This window comes from uncultured Phascolarctobacterium sp. (assembly GCF_937920985.1).
Classification (GTDB): Bacteria; Bacillota; Negativicutes; order Acidaminococcales; family Acidaminococcaceae; genus Phascolarctobacterium_A.
Window position 1 is genome coordinate 21,758 of record NZ_CALDXR010000009.1, and the last position, 24,920, is coordinate 46,677.

Genomic DNA, 24,920 nt, shown 5'->3' on the forward strand with positions numbered 1-24,920 from the left:
GGCTTTGTATTATTGTAATTATAAACATGAGGAGTTTTACACATGCAACCTAAGAAATTTACAGGAAAATTAATAGCCATAGATATGTATAACTGCGGCGTAAACGAAGTTAACGACACCGAAAAGGCAAAGCTTCTGTTGCAGGAAGGCTGCGATGAATACCGAATGAACAGCCGCGAGCTGCTTGTTTGTCAGGAAGAAGGCCAAAGCGAATATTCCATCTCCGCACTTTGCAAGCAAGGCCATGTAACTCTGCATGTATATCCTAAGCTCGGTTTTATTGCAGCGGATATTTTCAGCTGCTATGACGATGCCGACCCTGCGGGCATGGCACGCTATCTGCGCAGCGCCTTTGATTGCGACAAGGCTAAAATCACCCTGCTGGACCGCGGTGATTTCGGCAGCAAATACGATATGAAGCCTAACCACCGCTCAAATATCAAATTCATCCGCCGTACTCAGAACGTTACCAAAAACGTCGGCGCTCAACTGAAAAAAATGATGCTCAAGCCCCGTGGCATCTAAACGGGACTATAAGATAAACTTTTCCAGGGGTTGTATGAGCAGCCCCTGTTTTTTCTTAAACCAAAGGAGATTTTTCACATGAAGTATTTAATGTGGGATGTAGACGGCACCCTCATTCTGTCCGGTGGTGCCGGCAAGGATGCCATGATTAAGGTTATCAAGGATTATTATTTTTTGGATGCCTTCGATTTCAACAAGTCCCTGGCAGGACGCACTGACTCGGACATCATCAAAAGCGTTGTTACCCGTCTGCGCGGGCGCTGCAACAGCGCGGAAGCAGCAGGCCTGCTTATCCGCTACCATATGGAGTTGCCCAAGCAGCTGCCGCTGCACAAGGGCCGTGTTTTGAAAAACGTGGAGAAAACGCTGCAATACTTCTGCCAGCCTGATAGCCGTTACTGCAACTGCCTGCTCACCGGCAACACCAGCACCGGCACCCATCTCAAGCTGCAGCATTTCTGTCTAGATAAATATTTTAACCATGAACATAGCGTATTCGGTGAAATCAGCGAAAACCGCGAAATGCTGGCTAAGGTTGCCTTCCACCGCCTGTATATGCAAAACGAGCAGGCCAAGCCCAACGAGCTGATTTTCATTGGCGATACACCTAACGACGTGCGCTGCGCCAACGCTATCGGCGCACCCTGCCTGATTATTTTGGAAGGCTCAGGCTATAAGCCTGAGGATTTTGCCGAGGTTAAGCCTTGGAAGATTATCGACTGTCTGCCGGATGATCCCAAGCAGCTGGAGCTTTTGTTTGATGAAGCAGCAAGCTATACAGGAGGCCAAAATGCGTAATAATATTTTCAAGACTTTGCTTACGCTTCTGGCTATCGGCATCAGCAGCACAGCTTTTGCCTACAGCAACAGTGATTTGCATGCGGTACTGAACGGAGCAAGCTGCCCCGGTGGCGACCTTTCCGGTGCAGATTTATCGGGAATGGATTTATCCGGCCGCGATTTTACCAACACCGATTTTACGGAAGCACGCCTTGACTCTACCAAGCTGGACAAAGCCAAGCTGCAGGATGCCTGCTTCCAAAGCGCACTGCTGCCCAACGCCAGCCTGCGCGGTGCCAATCTGGCATATGCCAACTTCCGCTATGCCAATGCGTCCGGCAGCGATTTTACCAACGCCAGCCTGCAGGGAGCATATCTTAACCGCTGCCAGCTGCGTGGCGCACATCTACTGAACGCTAAACTGCAGCAGGTAAAAGCGCAGGAGGCTTCTATGGACGGCGTACAGGCTGACTATGCCGACTTCAGTTTTGCCAACCTGCCCTACAGCTGGCTGCGCCGTGCCAGCCTGAAAAACGCAATTTTTCATGGCGCTAACCTGTACAGTGCCCATCTGGAGCGAAGCGACCTGACGGAAGCAGACCTGCGCAGCAGCAAGCTGGGCCACAGCAATTTGAACAACAGCAAGCTGGACAAGGCGCTGCTGGATAAAGCATTTTTGGAATACGCTGACCTGCGCGGTGCGGACATGAACTATACGCAATTCGGCACAGCATTTTTGGATAATGCAAAATTGGATAAATAAATATAACCCACTCAGCAAAAAAGCTCCGGCAACTGCCGGAGCTTTTTTTGCGCAACTGATCAGGAATAATCCTGTTTATTAATCGTCAGTCCTGAGGATAAAACCCAGAAGGAGCATAACTGAGATTAATCATAATATTTTTCACTTGTGTATAGTGGTTCAAAATCATCTTGTGAGTTTCACGGCCGATGCCGGAGGTTTTGTAGCCGCCGAAGGGAGAATGCTCCGGAATCTGATTGTAGGTGTTCACCCACATACGACCGGTTTCCACGTTGCGTGCTACACGGATAGCCTTGTTGATATCCTTAGTCCAAACAGCGCCGCCGAGCCCGTATTCGCTGTCATTGGCCATAGCCACAACCTCGTCCTCATCGTGGAATTTGATAACAACGGCAACAGGTCCGAAGATTTCCTCCTGTGCCACACGCATATCATTGGTTACATTGGTAATCAGCGTAGGTTTCATGAAGGCACCCTTGGCCAGCTCGCCCTCGGTAAAGCGTTCACCGCCGCAGGCAATAGTAGCGCCCTCCTGCTTAGCAATTTCCACATAGCTCAAGATTTTCTTGATTTGGGTTTCGTTGATTTGGGAACCCATCTGAGTATCATCATGCCACGGCAGGCCCACCTTAACCTTGTTGAAGGCTTTTACTAAGGCCGGTACGAATTTATCATAAATAGTATCCTGCACGAAGATACGGCTGCCGGCGCAGCATACCTGACCCTGGTTAAAGAGAATACCTAATTGAGCGCCGTCGATGGCCTGCTCAAAATCGCAGTCATCAAAATAAATGTTGGCACTCTTGCCGCCCAGCTCCAATGTTGCCGGGATAATGCGTTCTGCCGCAGCCAAGCCTACGTTGCGGCCAACCTCGGTGCTACCGGTGAAAGCCAGCTTGGCAAAGCCCTTATGCTCCAGCATATATTGACCGGTTTTGCTGCCGGCACCGGTAATAACATTGAATACGCCTGCAGGCAGTACGCCGTCAATCAGACGGGCAAATTCCAGAATGGAAAGGCTTGCTTCCTTAGAAGGCTTCAGTACGGTGCAATCGCCTGCTGCCAGCACCGGTGCCAGCTTCCACGCTGCCATCAGGAACGGGAAGTTCCACGGAATAATCTGGCCTACTACACCGATAGGCTCACGCAGGATGATAGACAGGAACTGCTCGTTAAGTACGGAAGCCTGACCTTCCTCTGCTAAAATGCAACCGGCAAAATAACGGAAATGCTCCGCTGCCATCGGAATATCTACGTTCATAGTTTCACGAATCGGCTTGCCGTTATCCATGCTTTCTACCATTGCCAGATGCTCTTTGTTAGCATCAATAATATCAGCAATTTTATTCAGCAGAGCGGCACGCTGTGCCGGAGTAGTCTTTTTCCAGGTTTTGAAGGCTTCCCAGGCTGCTGCGGAGGCTGCTTCTACATCCTCGCGAGTGCCTTGGGCACATACTGCCAGATGGCTGCCGTCTGCGGGACTTTCTGCATTATAGGTTGCGCCATCGGATGCGTCGCGCCACTGTCCGTTAATATATAAACCATATTGTGCTTGTAATTTTACTTTTTCCATAATAATGATAAACCTCCTCATTTGGCTCTTGCCCTTCACGCCATTGTGATGGGACTTGTTTTTGTGATGTCACTATTGTATAATCAAAATGGTTCTATTAAAAGAATCAAAAAGCAAAAATATTTTAGAACCAAGGAGAAATATCACTCATGTTAACATATGATTTAGATAAACGCGGCAGCACACCGCTCTATGATTACTTATACCAATGCATCCGTCAGGACATCATCAGCGGCAGGCTGCAGGCAGGCGAACGATTGCCCTCCAAGCGCACACTGGCACAACATCTGAGCGTGGGCATCATCACCGTGGTCAACGCCTACGCCCAGCTGGCGGTAGAAGGCTACATCACCTCGCGCGAAAAGAAAGGTTACTTCGTAGAAGATGTCAGCAGCTACCGCGTGCGCCGCAAGGCTGCAGCAGCAATGCTGCCGGAGGCAGCGGAGCGTGAATACTTTGCCGACTTCAAGGCCAACCGCATCAGCCTGCAAAACTTTCCGCTGGCGACCTGGACACGCCTGATGCGAGAAACGCTTTCCGTACACAACGAAGAGCTGCTCAAAACCGTTCCCTACAAAGGCGTCTACGAGCTGCGCAAGGCTATTGCCGACTATCTGGCACACAACCGTGCTATTCAGGTTGACCCATCGCAGATTATCATCGGCGCCGGTACGGAATACCTTTACGGCCGCCTGCTGCAGATGTTCGGCCACGCCTGCACCTTCGCGATTGAAGAGCCAGGCTACAAAAAATTTGCCTCCATCTCCGCCAGCTTCGGCAATCCCTGGAAGTACATCCCCATTGATGACAATGGCCTGATGATCGACAAGCTGGAGGAAAGCGGTGCCGATGTAGTACATCTTTCCCCTGCCAACCACTTCCCCACCGGCATCGTCATGCCCGTAACACGCAGGCTGGAGCTGTTCGAATGGGTTAACCGCATCCGCAAGCGCTATATCATTGAAGATGATTACGACAGTGAATTCCGTTACACAGGGCGCTTCATCCTGCCGCTGTACGCGCAGGATACGCAAAGCCGTGTCATCTATATGAACACCTTCTCCAAAAGCCTGGTGCCCTCACTGCGCATCAGCTACATGGTGCTGCCGCCGCGTCTTTTGGAGCGCTACGAACAGACCATGAGCTTTTACAGCTGCACCGTATCCAGTTTTGAGCAGTACACGCTGGCACGCTTTATTTCCGAAGGCTATTTTGAACGTCATATCAACAAAATGAAAAACTACTACCGCGAGCAGCGCCACAAAATTCTGGCTGCCATCCACGCCTCGCCACTGGCCGCTGTTTCGCAGATAACCGAACGCAACGCCGGCACGCATTTTGTACTGCATATTAACACCAAACTGACGGAAGCAGAAGTGCGCAAGGCAGCACTGGCAGCAGATATGTGCCTTTCCTTCTATTCCGATTACAGTCATAATACCGAAGAAAATAACGGCTGTACACTCGTGATCAATTACGCTGCCATCGAGGCAGATAAAATTGCCGCGGTAATAGAACGATTAAGCAGCCTGTTCCCCGAATGCAACCAGATAAGCTGAATAAATACAGACCAGATGCAAGATAACAAAAAAGCATGCACCGCTTTACTTTGTATCTCAACCGGACATCCAGTATTATTGGTACACAGCAAGCAATGCATGCTTTTTGCTTTAATTTTTACAGCTCGATTTTCTGTACGTTGGCAATAGCCTCTTTGGCTTCAGCAATGATACGCTCCATAACATCCTTGCAGGGCAGGATATCATTCAGCACGTTCAGGCTCTGACCGCACATAACGGTACCGTTGGTAACATCACCTTCCACAAGACCTCTGCGGTTGGTGCCTGTACCCATCGCCATCAGCTCCTCTTTGGGAGCACCGGCAATTTCACGCGCGGTATAAGCATCGGTAAAGGCATTGGAAAGGCAGCGTACACCAAGATTACGGCTATAGCCTGTTGCTACGCTGTCAGTATCGGTTGCCTTGACAATGGCTTCCTTAGCAACAGGATTTGCCGGGCATTCCTCAGTCAGCAGGAAACGGCTGCCCATCTGCACACCTGCGGCACCCATCAGCAAAGCTGCAGCCAGAGCACGGCCGTCGCTGATACCGCCGGCAACAAGCACCGGAACAGATTTAATCTGCGGCAGTACGTTTTCCATCAGCGCCATAGTAGTCTGCTTGCCGATGTGACCACCGGCCTCCATGCCTTCAATAACCATAGCGTCAGCGCCTGCAGCTTCAATGCGCTTTGCCAGCTTAACATTAGGCACTACCGGAATAACCTTGATGCCTGCAGCATGAAAAGCAGGAATATGCGGTACCGGGTTGCCTGCACCCAAGGTAACAAAGGCTACCTTTTCCTCGCACAGCATAGCAATGATTTCCGCAATGTTAGGAGCCATCAGCATAACGTTAACGCCGAAGGGCTTGTCGGTCAGAGATTTTGCCTTGCGCACCTCGTCACGTGTCCATTCCACAGTACGGCCGCCGCTACCGATGATACCGGCACCACCGGCGTTGGAAACTGCTGCAGCCAGCACAGCGTCACTCGTCCACGCCATACCACCCTGGATAACAGGATATTTTATACCTAAGAGCTCAGTTAATTTAGTTTTCATAATAATCACCTCGCAACAATTTTACACGCCTATTATATACTATTCTCCACGCAGTAATCGTGAATTATTTTTAAACTTTACCAAGTTTGTAAAGAATGTAACTAAGATGCAGTTTTAAGATGCAAACTTACACTTAATTGTAGTTTTTTGTCCATAAAATTTGACATCAGGCTATAAAAATTGTAAAATTTTATGAGTATCCCGAAAGGCTTCGGGACTGTTGTTTTTTTATTTAAAACCACGCAGGCTGCTCAGAAAGTACCGGAGACGAAGAAGGTTGACGATGGCGTACATTCTGTACGTCGAGGAAACCTGATGAAGTATACGGTGCTTTATCAGCAGCCAGTACGGTAGTACTATTTACTTAAGGGAAAGAGGTCAAAGAAACATGCGCAGTACACAAGTAAAAAAAGGTTCAACCCGCGCAGCCCATCGCTCTCTGTTCTATGCAATGGGTTATACTGAAGAAGAATTAAAGAAACCGTTAATCGGCATCTGCTGTGCCGCTAACGAAATCATTCCGGGGCATATGCATCTGGATACCATCGCTAAGGCAGCCAAATACGGCGTGCTGGAAGCTGGCGGTACTCCGATTGAGTTCCCGGCTATCGGCATCTGCGATGGCATCGCCATGGGCCATGACGGTATGAAATACCCGCTGGCAAGCCGTGAGCTGGTTGCGGACAGCATCGAAGCTGTTGCTAACGGCCATGCGTTTGACGGCTTAATCCTGATTCCGAACTGTGATAAAATTGTTCCCGGCATGCTGATGGCAGCAGCTCGTCTGAACATACCGACCGTTGTTGTCAGCGGCGGTCCGATGCTGCCTGGTCGTTATCAGGGCAGAGATATCAGCGTATCTACTGTATTTGAAGCTGCCGGCCGTTTTGAGTCCGGTCAGATTGATAAAGCAGAGCTCAGAGAAATCGAGCATTGTGCATGCCCGGGCTGCGGCAGCTGCTCCGGTCTGTTCACTGCAAATACCATGAACTGCCTGACTGAGGTTCTTGGCATGGGCCTGCCTGGCAACGGCACTATCCCCGCTGCTTATAACGGCAAGCGTATTGCTTTGGCTAAGCATGCAGGCATGGCTGTTATGCGTCTGCTGGAGGAAAATGTTCTGCCTCGCGACATTATGACGCTCAATGCCTTCAAAAATGCTATTACTGTTGATATGGCCATCGGCGGCAGCTCCAACACTGCGCTGCATCTGCCGGCTATCGCTCACGAAGCAGGCATCGACCTGCCGCTGGAGCTGTTCGATAAAATCTCCAAGAAAACTCCGTACCTCACTAAGATGAGCCCTGGTGGCAGCCACCACATCGTTGATTTGAACGAAGCCGGCGGCATTCCTGCTGTAATGCACGAGCTTGACCGTCTGAAACTGATTAAAAAATCCTGCCAGACTGTCAGCGGCAAAACTGTCGGCCAGATTATCAAAAATGCGGAAATCCTGCGTCCTGAAGTTATTCACAGCGTAGAAAATCCGTACAACAAAACCGGCGGTATCGCTGTTCTGAAAGGCAATATCGCTCCGGAATGCAGCGTTGTCAAGGAAAGTGCGGTTGATCCTTCCATGAAGGTCTTCAGCGGTCCGGCTAAGGTTTATAATTCCGAGGACGAAGCTATTGCTGCAATTTGCGCACAAAAGGTTGTTTCCGGTGACGTTGTCGTTATCCGCTACGAAGGCCCGAAGGGCGGCCCTGGCATGCGCGAGATGCTGAATCCGACCTCTGTACTGGCAGGCATGGGCCACGACAAAGACGTTGCTCTACTTACCGACGGACGTTTCAGCGGTGCTACCCGCGGTGCCTGCATCGGTCACATTTCTCCGGAAGCACGCGAGGGCGGTAATATCGCACTGATTGAAAACGGCGATATCATTGAAATTGATATTCCGAACCGTACCCTGAACGTTAAGCTGAGCGACGAAGAGCTGGCTGAACGCCGTAAGAACTGGGTTTGCCCGCCGCCGAAGGTTAAGAGCGGTTACCTGGCACGCTATGCTGCTTTGGTTACCTCTGCTGCTACCGGCGCTGTACTGAAGGTTCCCGGTCAGGACTAAAAGAATTATATAAGCTGAAAAAGCAACTCCCCATCTTTCTTACCGCAAGGTAAGACGGATGGGGAGTTTTTGTATAAGAAAAAAGGCTAAGATAAAACCAACCTCACAAATTATAGAATTGCTAGAGTTTAAGAATTTTTTTACACTAAAAAACAGTGGGAATTTACCTGATGGTAACCCTCCACTGTTTTTTCTGTTAAAGGCTGAGTTTTGTCCCAGCCTCTCAACGGTTGATTATTAATACTCAATTTTGCTCCAACAGATAGATATCGCTGATTTCCTTTACTGTACGCACATTATTCGGCAACGGGCCTGCCTTCTGCACGCGACGGTATTCCAAACCGCGTACCAGCAGATATTTTTTGCTGCCGTCACGCAAAGCATCTGTCAAAGCACCTGTCTGCGGAATCATTTCGATACCTGGCTTGCCTGCATAATACATAAAGCCCGGACGCAGGAACTTATCGACATAAACAGGCGTCTGCTGTTCACATTGCTCCTTATACACACTGCTCATAGTTTTTACACTGAAGCGGTCGGCAATTACCGGCAGAACAAAAGCAAAGGCCACGCACATCGTCACCGCGCCAATCATCACATGCAGCCAGGATGCCAGCTCGATATCGCGATAATACAGCAGAGCGAAAACTGCCGCTGCACCCAAAAGCAGTGTCAGCACGCCCAGCATCACCAGGCTGAAATCAGCCTCCGGCAGATACTGCGCACCGATAATCCAGCCCACGCCAAGCAGGACAAACATTATACCGCTGCCTGCCGCCCAACCGTAAAAGGTTGTATTATGGCGCAGTCTGCTTTGCATTCTCGCTATGTTCCAGCCGATTATTACCGCCATAGCAGGGAACAACGGCAGAATATAGGATACGAGCTTCGTTTTGCAGATTGTAAAGAAAAGCAGCACGAAAATCCACCAAACGTGGAAGAACAGCAGCTTACGCATATCATCTATACGGCTTTCGCTGACCGATGCCTTCACAGCCTGCCACAGCATACCGGTCCAGGGGAACAAGCCTAAGATTATTACAGGAAAATAATACCAGAAGGTAACGCGGTTAGCATGCTCTGCCGTCGTAAAGCGCGTTATATTATGAAAGCCCAGGAAGGTATTGATAAATTCCATGCCATGCACAGTATACATAGCGTAATACCAGGGTGATGCGATGAGAAAATACAGCAGCAGACCACGGATAACATGCATGCGCAAAATCTCGCGCAGCTGGCCCATAACCACCAGATACAGAAAAATTATCGCTCCCGGGAAGACGATACCGATAGGACCTTTAGTAACGGTAGCCAGCGCCATGCACACATACATCAGCCAATAACGCTTATGGATAAAGCTCAGCAGTGCTCCTGTCATAAAAAAGAGCAGCGTTGTGTCTGTCACCGCCGCCTTGCCCATATAGAAAAATTCTAAACAGCTTGTAAGAATCATCGCAGACCAAAAGCCTGCACGTTCATTAAACAGTCCGGTAATGCCTACATACATCATCACAGAGGTCCCGCAGGCCATCAACGCCGCAGGAAAACGGGCCGCAAACTCACCATCACCAAAAATAAATTGCGCAAAAGCAACCAGCCAATAGTACATTGGCGGCTTATCATACCAAAAATTACCAAAAATTCTCGGTGACAAAAAGTCACCGGCAGCCAGCATTTCTCTTGCTGTTTCCGCATATACGGGTTCATCCGGATCCAGCAGCGGAACGCTGCCGATACCGAACATAATCATAAATAACGCAGTGCCTGCTACAATCAGCAGGCTATTTTTTTCAATCTGATTCATCAGTTTCCATCCCTCAAAATAATTTCAAAATTTATCTTATAGCTACTCATTTTTCTTGCCTTCGGTAGTTTTACTCTTGAGCGATGCCATATTCAGCACATCGCTGCCAAAAGCTCTGATGGTTACTACCGCTCCCAGCATAAAGGGCAGATATTCTGCCGTAAAGCGCCAGAGAACAGCCATAATGCCTTCCACACCGTTAGGCAGGATATTGGAAAACAGCACCAAGAAGCCTGCCTCCGCTACACCACTGCCACCGGGAGTCGGCGAAAAATACAGTATTAAATTCAGCAGCACCATGCGTCCCATTACCTGCTGCAAATCAAAATCAATATTCAGACCGGTGAAATACGCAGGCACAGTTGCATAAATAAAGAGCAGGCTCATGCCGGATTCAATAAACGCACGGAAAACCATTTTCGGATGCTTACCCATAACTACAACGGCATTTTTAAATTCGTTATACCAGATAAAGCAGTTGCGCTGCGTAGTAAATGAAAGCTTGCGGGTAAACCACATAATCGCCTTCTCAGGATAACGTGTTTGCAGCAAGGAAATTACGATTATCGGCAGTGATATAAACAGTACCGAAAGAATCGTCAGTACCGACGCAGGCATCCATTTTACTATATCCTCATCACTGTGCAAAACCACCGGCACCAGCAGGATAAGAAAGATTATGGACATGACGGTGCGCACCAAAACTACTACCGTAGATTTGGCGACAGGCACCCCGGCCTTACGCATAAACATAACCTGAGCGATAGCGCCACCGCTGGCACCAGGCGTTACCAGCGCCAAAAAGTAGTTGCTCAGAACTACATTCACAATCTGATGAAAGGTCAGCTTCTCGTCTGTCACCGAAGCCAGGGTAATCAGACGCAGACCATCAAAAATCAAGCCTATCGCAAGGCATGACAAAGCCAGCAGAATACAGCGAGGCTCAAACATCGTCAGGTATTCCAAGGTCCGTATATCAAATGTAAAATAAATAACCGCCGCCGAAATCAACAGTACAAAGCCAAAAAGCAGACCTAGGCGGAACAATAATTTTTTATTCATCTAGCAGACTCCAAATGAGCTTATTTTTTAGTACAAGAGCTTTAGCAGGCCGTGAAGTTTACAGGCTGAATCTGCTCCTGCTGCAGCAGCTTTTTATTGCCGCTGTCAAGGTACGCCTGCATTTCCTCCTGCCAATGATATTGCCAGGGAAATATTTTGCCCAAGGCAGCAGAATCAAGACCGGGATGAGTCATCAGCTCGCTTACGCCATCCGGAAGCTGATGCAGGATATTGCCTACCAGCTCCGCATTCAGATGACCTCCAGCCAGCATGCCGAAGAAATGCTGCGGATGCTTTAAGCCAAGGCTGTCGGCGCGTTGCGCCGCCAGCTGAGCACAAAAGCTGAGCCCGCTGCGTCCGATCATTCTGCCGATACCTGTATGAAAGCCTCCGGTAAAGGTATAGGCCTCCTTAGGTATACGTACCCTTATAATATTATACTCATTACAGAGCTTTAATACAAGTGCATTAATTCCCGGCAGTACATGGGTATGCTGATGACTGTCGATATGCGTAATGTTTATTTTTGCTTCCAGCGCCCTTTCGATTTGCGCGCGCAGCTCCGCTTCCAGCTCACTGCGCTTAACGCTGCCGCTGTAAAAGCGTTTGGCAAAGGCAACGTAATCCGGCAAAAACAGTCCCTGCTCATCCAAAAGGCTGCTGACCTTGCCTGCAGGCAGCACCGGCGCCACGTTGCCGACAAGCGTCAGATGCACGCCTATACCGAGCTGAGGATTTTCCTGCGCCAGCTTCACCGCCTCCTGCCAGCAGGGAGCACTGGGCATCAGCGAGGTGCTGGTAATAAAGCCCTCCTTATAGCCCTTGATAATACCTGCGTTAATCAAAGGATGCAGACCGAAATCATCTGCATTAACAATTAGTTTTTTCATAATCTCTACACTCTTTTGTAATTGGCAAAGTGCAGCTTTACATATTCACGCAAAGCATCCTTGCCGTATTTTTCTGCTAAGCGGCGGGCGCAGGCCGTTGCCTGCTCGCCGCCGCCCTTCGGCAGCTCGCCTACGCCGGCCTGCTGCGCCAGCTCGTCCATCGTCCGCAAGAAGCGGGCGCGGGCCAGCACCGAAGCAGCGGCAACCGCCAGATTGCTTTCTGCCTTAGGCTGCTGACGCACACTGCAGCCTGGAAAACGCTGCTGCAAAGCCTTTAAGTTTACCGTAGACTGGGTGAACTGGTCAATTAAAGCGCTGTGACAATCCTTTTGCCTCTCCAGCACCTGACTTAGCGCCGCCACATGTCCGTAGCCTAAAAGCTGGTTGAGCTTGCCGCCGGCGGCAGCCACCTGCTCATAGCGCAGATTATAAATCTTTGGCTTCAGCTCCAGTACGCTGAAATCTACAACCGTAGACTTGATAACGTCCTCCAGCTCCAAAATCTTTTTATCAGTCAGCAGCTTGCAATCCTTAACGCCTGCAGCCTGCAGCTTCGCTGCAGTGGTGTTGTCCACTACCGTGGCCGCCACAACCAGGCTGCCGAAGAAATCACCCTTACCGGATTCATCACTGCCTGCCCACAGACCGTTAGTTACCATTGCTCCCGCATCCGCAGGCTGCAGCCCCTCAGACGCATTCTGCACTCCTTCAAGCAGCAGCAGTAATCTTTGCTTTAAAGCACTGTCGCCGTTATAAACATGCGTCAGTCCCTTTTTGCCGTTATATATATTCACAGATGCCTTGGCCTCACAAAACTGCACTGCAATCTGCTGGCCATAATTAATCGGCTTATCCTTAACAATACTGAAACCATCCTGACGGATTTTTTCTGCAGCCTCTGCCAAGTAATCGGCAAAGGCCTTAGGTGTCAACTGTTTCACGCCTATTCTCCTCTTTGCACATAGTTTTTCGCCTTCCACTCCTCAAAGAGCAGATAAATCAACGGAACAACCACCAGCGTCAGCAAGGTGGAGGTTGTTAAGCCGCCTATCAGCACCACGCCCATAGACTGACGCAGCTCCGCACCCTCGCCGATGCCCAGAGCAATCGGCAGCATACCGAGTATCGTAGACAATGTTGTCATCAGAATAGGACGCAGACGCAGTGAGCAGGCCAGAAGCACTGCTTCGCGGATAGACATGCCCTTTTCACGCTCCTGGTTGGCATAGTCAATCAGCAAAATTGCATTTTTGGTAACCAGGCCCAAAAGCATCGTAAAGCCAATCATGCTCATCATATTCGCCGTCTGTCCTGCGACCAAAAGGCCCAAAATAGCGCCGATAATCGCAAATGGCAGTGATACCATGATAATCAGCGGCTGCGAAAAGCTTTCGAACTGCGCCGCCAGCACCATGTATACTACAACTATGGCCAGAATAACGGCCTTATAAACCTCTTTAAAGGAGCGTGCCATGTTATCGGCCTGACCAATCATCTTATAGTTATATCCCGGCGGCAAATTCAGCTCAGGAATATATTCATTGCGCACCTTGCTGATTAAATCACCGGGCGAAATACCTACTGTGTTGGCATAAACAACGATCTGACGCTGCTTATCCTCACGCTCAATGCGTGTAGGACCGCTGCCGTAACGCACATCTGCGATATCACCCAGACGGATAAACTGACCTGCGGAGGAAGAAATGCGCAGGTTCATAACATCATTGATATTAGTGCGCTGACTTTGCTCCAGCTGCAAAATAATATCATAGTCATTGTCACCGATGGTATAGCTGTTACTGGTGCTTTTGCCCATAATAGCCATTTCGATAACCTTGCCAACCTCCGTAGCATCAAGACCGAATTCGCTGGCCTTGGCGTGGTCCAATTTGACTACGATTTCCGGCTGCTCTTCCGAATCGGATATATCTACATCGGTCGCCCCCTCAGTCCGGCGTATCATATCTGCCAGCTGCTGAGCGTAATTTTTCAGCTCCTTGATGTTGCTGCCGCGCAGACCGATCTGCACCGGACGGCTGTCACCACGGCCGCCGCCCTGGTTGGATACAACGGTAACCTTCAGGCCTTCAACATTTTGAAAGCGTCCGCGCAAATCATCCATAATCTGCTGCATGCTGCGTTTACGCTCATTGCTTGGCTTCAGGCGGATATCAAGCGAGCCCTGGTTAACAGGATTACGGCCGTTGCCGACATTGAGTGCCACGATTTTGACTTCCGGCAGCTGCGAAATCTCCTGCTGCAACGGCTTGGCCAGCTCTACAGTTTTCTGCAGACTGGTGCCAATGGGCGCTTTAACATTGACGCTGAATTCACCCGAATCATAGGTAGGCTGGAATTCCGTGCCCACAAAAGGCAGCAGCAGCAAATTCAGCAACAGCGAAATGATACCTACGGCAACAACCTTCTTAGGTCTTTCTAAAGCCCAGGCCATTAAGCTGTCATACATTTCACGCACGGACTGGAAGCCTGCTTCGAATTTATCGAGCGCCCTCTGCACAAAATGCGTGCGCTCCTTGCTGCTCTGCTCCTCGGTTTCTGCCTTAATCCAATACGCCGAAACCATTGGCGTGAGCGAAAAGGCTACAATAGTCGAGAACGCTACCGCAAAAGCAACCGTCAGACCGAACTGCTTGAAGAACTGGCCGATGGTTTCACCCATATTGCCGATAGGCACAAATACAGCCATCAAGCTCAGGGACGTCGCCAAAATTGCCAGCGTCAGCTCCTCTGTCGCTTCCCTGGCTGCCACAAACGGCGTCTGCCCCATCTCGATATGGCGGAAAATATTTTCAATTACTACAATCGCATCGTCAATCAAAATGCCGACTGCCAGGCTCAAAGCCATCAGCGACATATTATTCAGTGTAAAGCCCATAACCTTCATCATAAAGAAGGTGGCGATAATCGACGTAGGAATACACAGGCCTCCGATAATAGTCGCACGGAAATTGCGCAGGAAAAGATATGTTATCAAAAGCGCCAGAAAACCGCCGAAAAGAATCGCATTCCAGACATCCGCAATATTATCGCGAATATAATTAGATTGGTCGCGCACCTTATCAACGATGATATCGGGCGGCAAATTGCTGTGCTTCAGCTCCTCCATCTTGGCATTGACATTATCGGTAACATCAACAGTATTAGTTTTGGACTGCTTACGCACAAAGGTCATAACACAGGGAACGCCGTTAGCGCTGGCAAAGGTATCCTCATCCTCCCAGGAATCAAGCACATCGGCAATTTCACTGATATAAACAGGACGGCCGTTATGATTAGCAACTACCACCTGCTTAATATCATTGATATTGTTATACTTGCCCAAGGTACGCACAGTGATTTCCATAGCGTCATTTTTTGCCTTGCCACCGGGAGTATTATAGTTGTTGGCGTTCAGCTTACTGCGCACTGTCTGATAGGCAATACCATATTCCGCCAGCTTTTCCGGCTTCAGCACAATGCGGATAGCACGCTGGCTGGCACCGACAACGGTAACCTCGGAAACACCCTCCACCATCTGCAGCTCATCCTTGATATTATCCTCCACAATGCGGCGGATTTCGCCACGGCTGCGCGAAGGCGAAGCAAAGGTATAGGCTACGATAGCGCGGGAGTTAAGGTCTACCGTCTGCGTTACAGGCTCATCAATATCATCCGGCAAAGCCTTGCGCACGCTGGCAACCTTTTCGCGCACCTCACTGGCCTTCACCTGCGGGTCTACACCGATATTAAATTCCAGAACCGTTTCACTGTAGCCCTCAAGCACAGTGGAAGACAACGTCTTGATACCCGAAACCTGGCTGACGCGGTTCTCAATCGGCTTGGTAACCAGCGTTTCCATTTCCTGCGGCGAAGCACCGCTGTAGGTAACACGCACGCTGACAATAGGCAAATCAACATCAGGATTCAGATCAACGCCGATTTCCGGATAGCAGCGGATACCGAACACTACCAACAGTAAAATAAACATGGTAGTAAAGACCGGCCGCTTGATAAATGTTCCAATCATCGTTATTTACCAGCCTTTTTCAAATCTATCCTGCTGCCTTCACGCAGCTTGTTATGTCCTTCGATAACAATAGTATCCTTTTCATCCAGTCCGCTCACTATTTCAGCCAGCTTATCATTCGTATAACCGACATTCAGCACACGACGCTGTACAACGCCCTTGTCATCAGCAACAAATACCGTCTGCTGGTCATCACGCATCACAATAGCCTGCACCGGAATAGTCAGCACATCAGCTTTAGGTGAAGCTGTAAGCGTAACGTTGGCATAGACGCCGGCTAAAAGACCTTCGCTGTTATCCACGCTCACCTCTGCCGCAAAGGTATGCGCCGGCAAATCCGCAACCGGAGCGATGCGGGTAATTTTACCTATCAGCTTTTTACCAGGATAAGCAGGCAGAGTAATGCTCGCTTCATTGCCGACATGTACACCGGCAATCTGGCCTTCGGGAATATGAATCGTAGTTTTCAGCATAGAGATATCAGCAACGGCAAAAATAGGCGTACCTGCCTTTGCATAGTAGCCCTCCTGATAATAACGCTTAGAAATAATACCGTCAGCAGGCGCTGTCAGCACCGTGCCCTCAGATTTAGACTCCATCGCCCGCAGACTGCCTCTGGCAGCCTCCAGCTTGGCTGCAGCATTATCACGCGCAAAGCGGTAATCATCTACCACTTGCTGCGAAACCGCACCCGTAGCATATAGCTTTTCATAACGCTGCAAATCTGTTTCCGCCTTACGCAGGCTTGTCTGTGCATCCAAAAAGCTGCCCTTGGCACTTAACAGATTAGCATCTGTATCAGCCTGCTCCAAAATTGCCAGCACCTGTCCTCGGCTCACACGGTCACCCTCACGGACATAAACCTTTTCCAAGCGTCCGTCCACCTTAGCGGCAACCTCTGCCTGCCATTCCGGGTCCAGACTGCCGGAAAAGCTCAGACTCGGGACAATCGTCTGCCTTACGGGGTGAGCAGTAACGACCGCCACATTGCGTACCTGCGACAGCTTAGCAGCACGCGCCTTATCAGCCTGGATATTGCTGTAAATACGGTAGCCGATAATTACGCATACCGCAAGCAGCAGGCCAAGCGCTATCTTAACCTTGCGATTCTGTAAATTCACTTTCTTTCCTCCCTGCACCATGCCCTTGGGTTAATTATAATGGGGTAAGTTTAAATTCAGCTGAGTTTATCGTGGACAAATTATAGTTATAGATAGTAATATTATACCTCTTATCAAGAGAAGTTAGCAAGTGCAAAGCCGCCGGCAGGCATAGAAAAAGCACGCTGCGGACAGCGTGCTTTCGACAGTTTTAAATTAAGCTTACAGGCCTGCCTGCTCGCGCAGTGCAGCAGCCTTTTCAGTATGCTCCCACGGCAGGTCAACATCGGTACGGCCGAAATGACCATAAGCAGCAGTTTGCTTGTAGATAGGACGCAGCAAATCCAGCTCACGGATAATGCCGGTCGGGCTCAGGGAGAAGTTTTTGCGAACCAGCTCAGCAATCTTGTCTTCGCTGATTTTGCCGGTGCCGAAGGTTTCAACCAGAACGGAAACCGGATGTGCTACGCCGATAGCGTATGCCAATTGGATTTCGCATTTATCTGCTAAACCTGCGGCAACGATGTTTTTAGCAACGTGACGTGCAGCATAAGCAGCACTGCGGTCAACCTTAGATGGGTCCTTGCCGCTGAAAGCACCGCCGCCATGACGAGCCATACCGCCATAGGTGTCAACGATGATTTTACGGCCGGTCAGACCAGCGTCACCTTGAGGACCGCCGATAACGAAACGGCCGGTCGGGTTGATGTAGTATTTGGTTTCCGCATCCAACATTTCTGCGGGAACAATCGGTGCAATAACCTTTTCGATAATATCTTTGCGAATCTGCTCGTTGGAAACTTCCGGAGCATGTTGGGAAGAAATAACGATGGTATCTACACGAACAGGTTTGCCGTCATCATATTCAACGGTAACCTGAGTTTTGCCGTCCGGACGCAGGTAAGGCAGCACGCCTTCCTTACGAACCTTGGTCAGCTGCAAAGCCAGCTTGTTAGCCAGATATGCAGGCATCGGCATGTAGCTTTCGGTTTCGTTGGTTGCATAACCGAACATCATGCCTTGGTCACCGGCACCGGTTTCTTCCTCAGCAGCCTGGCCTTCCTTAGCTTCCAGCGCTTTGTCAACGCCCATAGCAATATCAGGGGACTGCTCGTCGATGGAAATCAGCACACCGCAGGTGTTGCCGTCAAAACCGAATTTTGCACGGTTGTAGCCGATATTGTTGATGGTTTCGCGGGCAATGTGTGCGATATCAACATAGCATTGGGTAGAAATTTCACCGAAAATGTGAACCTGACCGGTAGTAACGATAGTTTCGCAAGCAACACGGCCTTTAGGATCTTGAGCCAGGATGGCATCAAGCACAGCATCGGAAATTTGGTCTGATATTTTATCGGGATGACCTTCGGTAACGGATTCGGAAGTAAATAATTTTCTCATTGGTAGCTCCTTTCATAAATAAAAAACGTTGTTGAGAGTGTTTAGATGGTATAAGAAAAGGCGTTCTCGTAATGAGAACGCCTTAAATTATTACTCTTAGCATTCTCATCTTACAGATAAACTGCAGGACTTAGCACCGTTTTACAGCTGTCACACTGCAATGGTTGCTGCGACTTCACAGGGCCATTCCCTCCATCGCTCTTGATGAGTTGTGTTAAATTGTTTACAGATGCCATTATATAACAAAATCAAGATAATGACAAGTACTTTTTTTACGAAAAATATGTGAAAATACTTTTTTGCAACTGCTGATGCTAAATAGAATTCAATTCTATTATACAGGGATTCATAATGCATACGTAGCCTTGCAATCCCTACTCCAAAGAGCGCGGAGAAGGCTGCAGATGCTATATGATTGCAACGACGGCGTACTTCTAGTACGTCGAGGAGCAGTCATGACGCAGATGCGGCCTTATACGCGCTCGCTTACACGCGCTCTTTACGAATACGCAACGCCTCGTCCAATATACGGTTCGCCACATCAACCTTCGGCATCTGCTCCAGCTCGCATACATCGCCGTTGGCATAGAGGAACTTAACGATATTGGTATCGGAATTGAAACCGGCACCGGCAGCCGTAACATCGTTGGCTACAATCATATCAAGATTCTTTTTAACTACCTTCTCGCGAGCATTAGCTAACAGATTTTGCGTTTCTGCAGCAAAGCCAACCAATACCTGATGCGTTTTCTTCGCACCCAAGGTTTTGAGGATATCCGGATTTTTATCCATAACGACAATCAGAGCGTCATCTGTTTTCTTCTTAATCTTTTGGTCTGCCACATCACGCGGACGGTAATCGGCAACTGCTGCTGCCTTGATAACGATATCTACGCCATCGTAGGCTGCAAGGCAGGCCTCCAGCATTTCATTGGTGGATTCAACCTGAATAGCCTTCACATTAGGCGGTACAGCAAGCGCAGAAGGACCGCTGATAAGCAGTACCTCAGCACCGCGCTCGGCAGCCATCTGAGCTACGGCATAGCCCATCTTGCCGCTGGAACGGTTGCCGACAAAGCGGACGGGGTCAATCGGTTCACGTGTACCGGCTGCGGTAACGAGTACCTTCAGGCCACGCAGGTCGCCCTCTCGGCCGGCAAAAAAGCTACTCATAAACTCCACAATCTGCTGAGGTTCAGGCAGACGGCCGGGGCCGCTGGTGCCGCAGGCAAGATGTCCGGAAGCAGGCGGCATTACAGTAATACCACGGCTTTGCAGCTTAGCGATATTTTCCTGAGTTGCAGCATTAAGATACATACCGGTATTCATTGCTGGGCAAACAACTATCGGTGCCTGAGCTGCCAAAAGCGTAGTGCTCAGCAGATCATCCGCAATGCCATAGGTCATTTTAGCCAGAATATTAGCGGTAGCAGGCGCAATTAAGAAAGCGTCTGCCCAATTTGCCAAAGCAATATGCTCAACATTAAATTCCTGGTTGCTGTTCCACATGCTGGTAGCAACAGCATTACCGCTGATTTCCTTGAAGGTTAACGGAGTAACAAACTGCTGCGCATGCTCGGTCATGACCACACGCACCTCGCAGCCCTGCTTACGCAGACGGCTGACAAGATCTACAGCCTTATAAACGGCAATACCGCCGGTTACTCCCAAAACAATTTTTTTGCCCTTTAACAAGGTTTTACCCTCCCGCTGTTATACGTTTTTAGTACGCTCGTAGGTAATAGTATCGTTAGCAATTTCCTTTAGCGCAGCGCTGACCTCTTTTTCCGCAGAATTTACGCCGGGAATAGTGAGCTCGCGTGCTCTTTTTGCTGCCAAAATAACCAAAGTATATTTGCTATCTACTTTTTCTGCCAAATAGTCAATAGACGGATCTACCATAGACATTATAGAATCACTCCTTTAAGTATTTCATGGTTCACACAGCAGACTGCTGCATAATGTAAATTTATTTTTTTGCTTTACAAATCTTATCAACAATAAAATATGTTCTTGCTACGCGGTAACGCTCAGCCTCCATAATTGTAAGTACCTTTTGCGCTGCCTTTTTCGCAATATCATTAATGATGATATAATCATATTCCGCTGCGTAGGTCAGCTCGCTGGCTGCGGAAGCCATACGGCGTTTGATAACATCCTCGCTGTCGGTACCACGCTTATAAATACGTGCGGAAAGCTCATCCAAGGAAGGCGGTACGATGAAAACAAAAACACCCTCGGGGAAGCGCTTTTTAATCTGCAAAGCGCCCTGGATATCAATCTCCAGCAGTACGTCACGGCCGGATTCCAGCTGCTCTTCCACGTATTTGCGCGGTGTGCCGTAATAATTGCCGTATACCTCAGCATATTCCAGCAGCTCGCCCTTTTCGATCATCTGCTTAACATCGGGAATTGTCTTGAAGAAATAGCTTTCTCCATCAACTTCACCCGTGCGCGGTGCGCGTGTAGTAACAGAAATAGAATAACCTAAATCCGGCAGCTGGTCTCTCAGCATCTGGCAAATAGTTCCTTTGCCTGCTCCCGACGGACCGGATACTACAAGAAGTACTCCCTTGGGAGTAACATTATCAATATCGTTGCTCATGATCCAATTACTCCTCTTCTTCAGAATCAGCAGTTTGTGCCACCAGACGGTTGGCCACTGTTTCCGGCTGTACCGCAGACAGAATGATGTGACCGCTGTCCACAACAACTACAGCACGAGTACGACGTCCGTAGGTTGCATCAACCAGCATGCCTTTATCACGGGCCTCTTGGATAATACGTTTAATCGGTGCTGATTCCGGACTGATAATAGAAATAATGCGGTTGGCTGCGACAATATTGCCAAAGCCGATATTAACTAGCTTTATATCCATAACTTCCTCCAGTTTTATTCGATGTTCTGAATCTGTTCACGGATTTTTTCTATTTCCGCCTTAATTTCTACAACAATCTGCGCCATAGTATAATCGTTGGCTTTGGAAGCAATAGTATTTGCTTCACGGTTGAATTCCTGAATAAGGAAGTCCAGCTTACGTCCTACCGGCTGGTCGGAAGCAATAATGGTCTTGAATTGCTTGATATGGCTCTTCAAGCGGACAATTTCTTCCGTAATGCTGGTACGGTCAGCAAAAATTGCTACCTCCTGCAGCAGACGTTCCGGCTCAACCTTGATATTATTGTCAGCCAGCAGATTAGTCAGACGCTCCTGCAGCTTAGCCTGATATTCTTCCACAACTAAGGGAGAACGCTCTTCAATCTGTGCCAGCTTTTCGGCAATCAGATCTGCACGGTAAATGAAATCACCGTAGATATTGCCACCCTCTGTTTCACGCATAGCTACCAGATTAGCAACAGCCTGCTCAACAGCCTGCTCAACCTTGGGCCAAACTCTTTCTACATCAAAAAAGCCTTCCTTAACGTTAATTACATCAGGACATTTTGATAAATAGAGAATCTCTGCAGCAGCGTTAATACCTGCAGCGTCGGCTCCGATAGCAACGCCTACCTCCTGCAATGCCTTATGATAGGCAGCAGCAAGGTTTTTATCAACCTTCAGAGTGCAGTTGCCGCTGACATTATAATCAGCAGAAATAAACACATCAATACGTCCACGGCTAACGGTTTTTAAAATAGTTTTGCGGATTTTATCCTCCAAAGGATTCAAAAATCGCGGTAAACGGATAGCAACCTCGTTATACCGGTGGTTCACGGTTTTCATTTCAATGTTAACAGAAAAATCTGCATCCTCATAGGAACCACGGCCGAAACCGGTCATACTTTTTAACACAGGCTTCCTCCTCCATCTTCACCAGTAAAGGTGATTTTTTCAGCTTAAAAGATAAGTATTTTTGCTTCAATCTTATCTTGAAAATCTATTATACCACATTTCTCTAATGATTTCAGCATTTTTCTTCGTTTTTCGTCGCATAGATAAAGAAATGACGCTTACTGTTTTGCTATACTTGTTGCAGGTAATGGAGTATAATATGATAAATTAATAAATTGCATTCACTTCCCGCAGGCTCAAAAAAATTACCGAGTCTGTACAGAAAGGAGTCCCTATGAACATTGAAGGCTTAACTTTAAAGCTGCTTACAGATACATTGAACGAAGAGCTGCTTGGCAGCAAAATATATAAGGCATATATGCCCAATCCGCAGTCACTTTTGCTGCTCGTCCGCAGAACACGCGATACAAGCAGCCTGCTGGCCGATATGCACAACGGCAGCTGTATGCTTTACCTGCCGCAGCAGCTGCCGGAAAACCCGGAAACTCCACCCACCTTCTGTATGCTTCTGCGCAAGCATCTGGAGGAAGGACGCATCACGAAAATCAGCCAGAGCGGCCTGGACCGCATTATTACACTGGAAATTGACCTTTTAGGTGCCTCCAGTAAAATTATTACCAAAAAGCTTATTTTTGAGCTTACCGGTAAAAACAGCAATATTATTCTTACGCAGGATGATGTTATCATCGACTCTTTGAAGCACGTAAGCGCAGCACAGAGCAGCTATCGCACCATCCTGCCTGGCAAAGCCTATATTGCGCCCCCGCCACAGGAAGGCTTTAACATTTTGACAGCTGACCCGTCGGAAATCGTACAGGCCGCCAACAGTCTGCCTGCAGCCAACTTCGCCAAGGCCTTTATCAGTGCTACCACCGGTGTCGGCAAAATGACGACGCTAGAGCTTTTAGCCGCTGCAGATATCCTGCCGCAGGAGGTACGTCTGGAAACCTCCGCCTGCCAGTCCCTGGCACAGGTTATCGGCAAGCTGCAGACAGATTTGCAGGCGCAGGCCGCCAAGCATCCTGTCTATGCGCTCATCAGCCGTACTAATCAGGTAAAAACCTTACTGGTATTACCTCCGCAAAATGTGCAGGAAGGCATGCAGGTCAAAGAATTTGCCGATATCAACAGTGCGCTGAATTTTGCTGTCAGCCTGAAGCCTATCCAGCTTCCACGCCATGAACAGCTGCAAAAGCTGGTGAACAGCGAAACCGCCAAACTAAAAAAAAAGCTGCAGGCTCTGCAAGAAGATTTAGCTAATGCTGCCAATGCAGAGGAACAGCGTATGCTGGCAGATACTATCATGGCCAATATCTATCAGATAAAAAAAGGCCAGACAAGCGCCGAGCTGATCAATATTTATGACGGCGAACCGGTTACGGTCAGCCTTTCCCCCATCCTATCGCCTACGGAAAACGCACAGGCTTATTACAAGCGCTATAATAAATACAAACGCGCTCAAACCGAAGTGCGTATCCAGCAGGAATCTACGGAAGAAATGCTTGCCTATCTGGAAAGTCTGGACGCTTCGCTGCTTACCGCTACAACGAAGGAAGAAATTGAGGAAATCAATCAGGAAATGCTAAGCAACGGTTTGATCAAGGATACCGGCAAAAAAAAGAAAAATGCTGGACTGCAAAAATCACAGCCATTGCATATCCGCTTAAATGCCGAAGCAGATTTGTATATCGGCAAAAACAACAAGCAGAACGATTATGTTACCTTTACCTTGGGCAATCCTAAAGATTTATGGTTCCACACCAAGGATATCCCTGGTTCGCACGTTATTTTAAAAACGTCACTGCCGGAAGCACGTCAGGAAGATATTAGCCTTGCTGTGCAGCTTGCAGCATATTTCAGTAAGGCGCGTGATGGCAGCAATATTCCTGTTGACTGCGTACAACGACGCTATGTAAAAAAGCCTGCAGGCAGTAAGCCCGGCTTTGTTATTTTTACAAACCAGAATACTTATTACACAACACCTGATATGGAGTTAATCCAAAAATATTTAAAATAAAGATTTAGTCAAAACTAAATACGTCAGTATATAGTAACGCGCCCTGATTCATAGAAATATGAATTGAGGGCGCTTTTTAAGTTTGGGTGAAGCTTTTTGAGTGTAGATATAGATTGCAATATCTATAATGTAAGTGTAACTCTGTAGGAGAACACTGATTAGCAGTCAAGCACATCGAACTCAAATAAACTGAGCGAGGGATATATCGTGTAAGGAATAGCAATTTTAGCAAATGAGCATCTGGTACCATAGAAGTGTCGCAACTGTCTGAGCGCTAAGCAAGCTACTGTAGAAAAATCTCTCAGCATAGCGCGAGTTTTGCGGCACTTCGTCCTGGTTCCATGCGAAATTTGCGTTGTGCCCTATGGGCACGTGAAAATTGCTACTGACTGGAACGATATACCTCTCGCGAACAGAGAAAGTATGGGAGTAAGCTAAGTTAATCCGCAGCTATCTATCCTCAGTCGTAAGTAAGCAAAGCTTACTTACGACACGCCT

20 protein-coding genes and 1 riboswitch are annotated in these 24,920 nt (G+C 48.6%); of the genes, 6 read left to right on the forward strand and 14 right to left on the reverse strand.

Annotated features, from left to right (window positions below):
- Positions 1–42: 42 nt before the first annotated feature.
- The 3 genes from Q0612_RS01390 (at position 43) to Q0612_RS01400 (ending at position 2,068) form a co-directional block, all read left to right on the forward strand.
- Positions 43–525, forward strand: a complete 483-nt coding sequence (locus Q0612_RS01390) for an S-adenosylmethionine decarboxylase family protein (RefSeq protein WP_298879777.1) — start codon at positions 43–45, stop codon at positions 523–525.
- Between the two features lie 78 nt (positions 526–603).
- On the forward strand, positions 604–1,323 hold the full coding sequence (locus tag Q0612_RS01395) for an HAD family hydrolase (protein ID WP_298879780.1): 720 nt from the start codon (positions 604–606) through the stop codon (positions 1,321–1,323).
- A complete protein-coding gene (locus Q0612_RS01400) occupies positions 1,316–2,068 on the forward strand; it encodes a pentapeptide repeat-containing protein (RefSeq protein WP_298879783.1) in 753 nt (250 codons plus the stop codon). The genes Q0612_RS01395 and Q0612_RS01400 overlap by 8 nt, the downstream gene beginning before the upstream one ends.
- Positions 2,069–2,153: 85 nt before the next feature.
- Here the strand turns inward: Q0612_RS01400 and Q0612_RS01405 are convergent, their stop codons facing one another.
- Positions 2,154–3,641 carry an aldehyde dehydrogenase family protein gene (locus Q0612_RS01405; protein WP_298879786.1) on the reverse strand — a complete coding sequence of 496 codons (1,488 nt, stop codon included), beginning with the start codon at positions 3,639–3,641 and terminating at the stop codon, positions 2,154–2,156.
- A 149-nt stretch (positions 3,642–3,790) separates the two neighbouring features.
- On the opposite strand from Q0612_RS01405, the gene Q0612_RS01410 reads away from it, so the two are divergent.
- Positions 3,791–5,200 carry a PLP-dependent aminotransferase family protein gene (locus Q0612_RS01410; RefSeq protein WP_298879789.1) on the forward strand — a complete coding sequence of 470 codons (1,410 nt, stop codon included), beginning with the start codon at positions 3,791–3,793 and terminating at the stop codon, positions 5,198–5,200.
- Between the two features lie 118 nt (positions 5,201–5,318).
- On the opposite strand, the gene Q0612_RS01415 is transcribed toward Q0612_RS01410, so the two are convergent.
- Complete coding sequence (locus Q0612_RS01415) at positions 5,319–6,263, reverse strand: nitronate monooxygenase (RefSeq protein WP_293721909.1); 945 nt, start codon at positions 6,261–6,263, stop codon at positions 5,319–5,321.
- 388 nt (positions 6,264–6,651) lie between these two features.
- Here Q0612_RS01415 and ilvD point away from each other — a divergent pair, with 388 nt between their 5' ends.
- Positions 6,652–8,328, forward strand: coding sequence for a dihydroxy-acid dehydratase (ilvD, locus tag Q0612_RS01420; protein WP_210684125.1), 1,677 nt, complete (start codon positions 6,652–6,654; stop codon positions 8,326–8,328).
- Between the two features lie 244 nt (positions 8,329–8,572).
- Here the strand turns inward: ilvD and Q0612_RS01425 are convergent, their stop codons facing one another.
- From Q0612_RS01425 to Q0612_RS01480, 12 genes are all read right to left on the reverse strand, one after another.
- Entirely contained in the window at positions 8,573–10,132 is a 1,560-nt protein-coding gene (locus tag Q0612_RS01425) for a glycosyltransferase family 39 protein (RefSeq protein ID WP_298879801.1), read from the reverse strand.
- 42 nt (positions 10,133–10,174) lie between these two features.
- On the reverse strand, positions 10,175–11,194 hold the full coding sequence (locus Q0612_RS01430; RefSeq protein WP_293830484.1) for a lysylphosphatidylglycerol synthase transmembrane domain-containing protein: 1,020 nt from the start codon (positions 11,192–11,194) through the stop codon (positions 10,175–10,177).
- Between the two features lie 41 nt (positions 11,195–11,235).
- Complete coding sequence (locus tag Q0612_RS01435) at positions 11,236–12,084, reverse strand: ChbG/HpnK family deacetylase (RefSeq protein WP_298879812.1); 849 nt, start codon at positions 12,082–12,084, stop codon at positions 11,236–11,238.
- A gap of 5 nt (positions 12,085–12,089) precedes the next feature.
- A complete protein-coding gene (gene rnhC, locus Q0612_RS01440) occupies positions 12,090–13,025 on the reverse strand; it encodes a ribonuclease HIII (RefSeq protein ID WP_298879815.1) in 936 nt (311 codons plus the stop codon).
- A 2-nt stretch (positions 13,026–13,027) separates the two neighbouring features.
- The gene (locus tag Q0612_RS01445) at positions 13,028–16,111 is read right to left on the reverse strand and encodes an efflux RND transporter permease subunit (RefSeq protein ID WP_298879818.1); all 3,084 of its coding nucleotides are present in this window, start codon (positions 16,109–16,111) and stop codon (positions 13,028–13,030) included.
- 2 nt (positions 16,112–16,113) lie between these two features.
- The gene (locus Q0612_RS01450; RefSeq protein WP_298879820.1) at positions 16,114–17,232 is read right to left on the reverse strand and encodes an efflux RND transporter periplasmic adaptor subunit; all 1,119 of its coding nucleotides are present in this window, start codon (positions 17,230–17,232) and stop codon (positions 16,114–16,116) included.
- Positions 17,233–17,433: 201 nt separating this feature from the next.
- Positions 17,434–18,612 (reverse strand): methionine adenosyltransferase, encoded by a 1,179-nt coding sequence (metK, locus tag Q0612_RS01455; RefSeq protein ID WP_298879822.1) that lies wholly within the window; start codon positions 18,610–18,612, stop codon positions 17,434–17,436.
- 102 nt (positions 18,613–18,714) lie between these two features.
- Positions 18,715–18,823, reverse strand: a riboswitch (SAM riboswitch).
- 275 nt (positions 18,824–19,098) lie between these two features.
- Positions 19,099–20,307 carry a bifunctional phosphopantothenoylcysteine decarboxylase/phosphopantothenate--cysteine ligase CoaBC gene (gene coaBC / locus Q0612_RS01460; protein ID WP_298879824.1) on the reverse strand — a complete coding sequence of 403 codons (1,209 nt, stop codon included), beginning with the start codon at positions 20,305–20,307 and terminating at the stop codon, positions 19,099–19,101.
- Between the two features lie 18 nt (positions 20,308–20,325).
- Positions 20,326–20,514, reverse strand: coding sequence for a DNA-directed RNA polymerase subunit omega (gene rpoZ, locus Q0612_RS01465; protein ID WP_148495367.1), 189 nt, complete (start codon positions 20,512–20,514; stop codon positions 20,326–20,328).
- Positions 20,515–20,581: 67 nt separating this feature from the next.
- Complete coding sequence (gmk, locus tag Q0612_RS01470; RefSeq protein ID WP_298879826.1) at positions 20,582–21,217, reverse strand: guanylate kinase; 636 nt, start codon at positions 21,215–21,217, stop codon at positions 20,582–20,584.
- 7 nt (positions 21,218–21,224) lie between these two features.
- Positions 21,225–21,491: an extracellular matrix/biofilm regulator RemA gene (gene remA, locus Q0612_RS01475; protein ID WP_009146168.1), complete on the reverse strand. Its 267-nt coding sequence runs from the start codon at positions 21,489–21,491 to the stop codon at positions 21,225–21,227.
- A 14-nt stretch (positions 21,492–21,505) separates the two neighbouring features.
- Positions 21,506–22,405 (reverse strand): YicC/YloC family endoribonuclease, encoded by a 900-nt coding sequence (locus Q0612_RS01480; protein WP_298879830.1) that lies wholly within the window; start codon positions 22,403–22,405, stop codon positions 21,506–21,508.
- A 274-nt stretch (positions 22,406–22,679) separates the two neighbouring features.
- Between Q0612_RS01480 and Q0612_RS01485 the strand changes: the two genes are divergently transcribed.
- A complete protein-coding gene (locus Q0612_RS01485; RefSeq protein WP_298879833.1) occupies positions 22,680–24,422 on the forward strand; it encodes an NFACT family protein in 1,743 nt (580 codons plus the stop codon).
- Positions 24,423–24,920 lie beyond the last annotated feature (498 nt).

Coding starts and splice junctions, on each gene's coding strand:
- Q0612_RS01430 (WP_293830484.1), bottom strand. CDS start 11,194: ATGAATAAAAAATTATTGTTCCGCCTAGGTCTGCTTTTTGGCTTTGTA.
- Q0612_RS01425 (WP_298879801.1), bottom strand. CDS start 10,132: ATGAATCAGATTGAAAAAAATAGCCTGCTGATTGTAGCAGGCACTGCG.
- Q0612_RS01410 (WP_298879789.1), top strand. CDS start 3,791: ATGTTAACATATGATTTAGATAAACGCGGCAGCACACCGCTCTATGAT.
- Q0612_RS01405 (WP_298879786.1), bottom strand. CDS start 3,641: ATGGAAAAAGTAAAATTACAAGCACAATATGGTTTATATATTAACGGA.
- Q0612_RS01485 (WP_298879833.1), top strand. CDS start 22,680: ATGAACATTGAAGGCTTAACTTTAAAGCTGCTTACAGATACATTGAAC.
- ilvD (WP_210684125.1), top strand. CDS start 6,652: ATGCGCAGTACACAAGTAAAAAAAGGTTCAACCCGCGCAGCCCATCGC.
- gmk (WP_298879826.1), bottom strand. CDS start 21,217: ATGAGCAACGATATTGATAATGTTACTCCCAAGGGAGTACTTCTTGTA.
- rpoZ (WP_148495367.1), bottom strand. CDS start 20,514: ATGGTAGATCCGTCTATTGACTATTTGGCAGAAAAAGTAGATAGCAAA.
- metK (WP_298879822.1), bottom strand. CDS start 18,612: ATGAGAAAATTATTTACTTCCGAATCCGTTACCGAAGGTCATCCCGAT.
- Q0612_RS01400 (WP_298879783.1), top strand. CDS start 1,316: ATGCGTAATAATATTTTCAAGACTTTGCTTACGCTTCTGGCTATCGGC.
- remA (WP_009146168.1), bottom strand. CDS start 21,491: ATGGATATAAAGCTAGTTAATATCGGCTTTGGCAATATTGTCGCAGCC.
- Q0612_RS01390 (WP_298879777.1), top strand. CDS start 43: ATGCAACCTAAGAAATTTACAGGAAAATTAATAGCCATAGATATGTAT.
- Q0612_RS01395 (WP_298879780.1), top strand. CDS start 604: ATGAAGTATTTAATGTGGGATGTAGACGGCACCCTCATTCTGTCCGGT.
- Q0612_RS01445 (WP_298879818.1), bottom strand. CDS start 16,111: ATGATTGGAACATTTATCAAGCGGCCGGTCTTTACTACCATGTTTATT.
- Q0612_RS01435 (WP_298879812.1), bottom strand. CDS start 12,084: ATGAAAAAACTAATTGTTAATGCAGATGATTTCGGTCTGCATCCTTTG.
- Q0612_RS01415 (WP_293721909.1), bottom strand. CDS start 6,263: ATGAAAACTAAATTAACTGAGCTCTTAGGTATAAAATATCCTGTTATC.